General features: G+C 51.0%; 1 protein-coding gene and 1 pseudogene. One reads left to right on the top strand and one right to left on the bottom strand.

Going from position 1 to position 2,008, the window contains the following annotated elements; all coding sequences use genetic code 11:
* Positions 1–237: hypothetical protein (locus QZ506_RS08020; protein ID WP_291970257.1), on the top strand; the 237-nt coding region annotated here is incomplete at its 5' end.
* Positions 238–544: 307 nt separating this feature from the next.
* On the opposite strand, the pseudogene QZ506_RS08025 reads toward QZ506_RS08020, so the two are convergent.
* Positions 545–2,008, bottom strand: a pseudogene (locus QZ506_RS08025) (hypothetical protein); the annotation flags it as partial.

The raw sequence follows: 2,008 nt of genomic DNA on the forward strand, positions 1-2,008 counted from the left end.
ACCGTGTTTTTTCACAGGAGATGTCTGTTCACAAAACGGGCATCTTACATCAACTTTAGCCACTGTATTCCACATCCAAAACCGGACATTTCACACTGCAATCAACATATTGAATACACGACCAGAAATCTGGGCTCGACAGCATTGATCGTGTCAACTATTTCACTGAATGCCGCCGCGCGCTCACCTCGAACGCGGACATCCAATTGCCGAATCCTTTCAAACATCGCTTTATGAAATGGCGCTTTACCGCCCAGCACGGCAGCACGTTCAGTTAGTACCTCAACATTTTTAACCTGATCCACCATATTAAGCGCCCGGCGCTCTGCGATTTTTTCAGCACGCTGAGTATGGGCAACCATTGCACGCTGTGCCGCCTCCATCAGTCTGTCTTGCTGGGATAGTGAACTGAAACGCTGGCGATCTTCTCTTGCAAGTTCACGCAGGTGATAGCTTATCGTTGTATCTATCCCGTCGGTTTCCGCTTTCGTCAGCTTTCTTCCGATGGCGCTCTCTACTTCCTGAATACAATTCGGATGCATGGTTATCCCCTACGTAAAAAACAAGAGACGGCGGTACCAAACATGGTGGATTCACGGCGTGCAGTTTGCAGGTTGGCGTCGATATCAGCCATAACCTCCGTGACATTTTGCTGAATCGGCGTTCCCTCATTATCAAATGCGGAAATAACGTTAGCCTCAGGGTTAGCCAGCACCAGTGCTCTTAGTCGTTCAACGGATGGGGGATACTTACCACTACCAGCGCCAGAGGTATTCTCTTGAGCGCGCGGGGCGCTGCTGTCTTGTGGCGATGAAATATCTGCTGCTGGGGATGATCCCCGTGTGCGATCGGTTATTCCGGCCTCATCACGCAGCATCAGACGCAAATAGGCGGGAACGATCCCTTGCTCCAGCCTGGAAAGGTTGGAGCGTGCTTCATAATAAAGCCCACCATCCTGATGTGGTGCTAGTTGCTCCTTTGTTTCTCTCAATCGAGATGCCAAATCAGAAATTTTAGCGTTGAGAGTTTCGATCGTAGCTGCACGTTCAGCGCGGGCTTTTGCTAAGTTCCTTCTTGAACCAGTGAGTGGTGTATCAGCTAGTTGATTAAGGTCAGACTTTGCTTTCTGCAATTGATACTCAAGGTTGCGAGACTCTTCCGTTAACGACTTACGTTCACCTCGCGGAAGTAATTGATCGGCCAGGCTGCGCAAACGGATTGTTTCTGCTGAAACCGTAGATTCGTTGTGAAGAAGGAATGCTGCGTCGTTTACGCCATCAAGTGACGACACATCCACCCTATCTCCTGCGTCCAGTTGCCGCATGGCTAGATCCAGTGCGTTTTGATGCACCACGCTGGACGCAATATCGACAGGTAAACCGGGGGCGGTAGACTCACTGAAATGCTCAGCGCCACGAGCGGTCATTGCAGCATCTACAATCTCAGGCGATGGGCGAGCGTAAAGGTGGGCCAGCCCGCCGAACGCAGCCCCAAGGATCACATCGGTCGCCAGCGCGGTTTTATCAAAGGCTCTATATTGCTGGGCCATTTCTTTATATCCGTTCCGCTCCAGTAATTCATGTGTTGCGGCGCGATGAGCGACACCCAAACCGGCATTACTTGCAGCTCCAGCCAACAATCGGGTACTGAGGCTTTTTGCAAAAGGGGCGGCGGGGATTACTACGCCAACAGCGTTTACGCCACCTTCTAATATGGCCTTTCCAAATGCGGTGTTATCATCGACCCCCTTCTTTAACGCCTCATAATATCTAACTTGCGTGGTTGCTACGCCCGTTAAGCCAGCAGCCCCAATCGGCCCCCCCAATGCGGATCCCACCGCTGCGGGCGCTATAACTTCGCCAAAGCCATCTAATAATTGCCCTACCGTGCTGGTCGTTAACGGATCTGGTTTACTGGTTTCACCAATTCTGGCTATGTTTTTAATTCGTTCATCCCACGATTTATCCAAACCTGCCGCTGCTGTTAATGGCCTAACCGCATCAGCGAG

Origin of the sequence: Candidatus Symbiopectobacterium sp. (assembly GCF_020054415.1) — a bacterium.
Taxonomy (GTDB): Bacteria; Pseudomonadota; Gammaproteobacteria; order Enterobacterales; family Enterobacteriaceae; genus Symbiopectobacterium.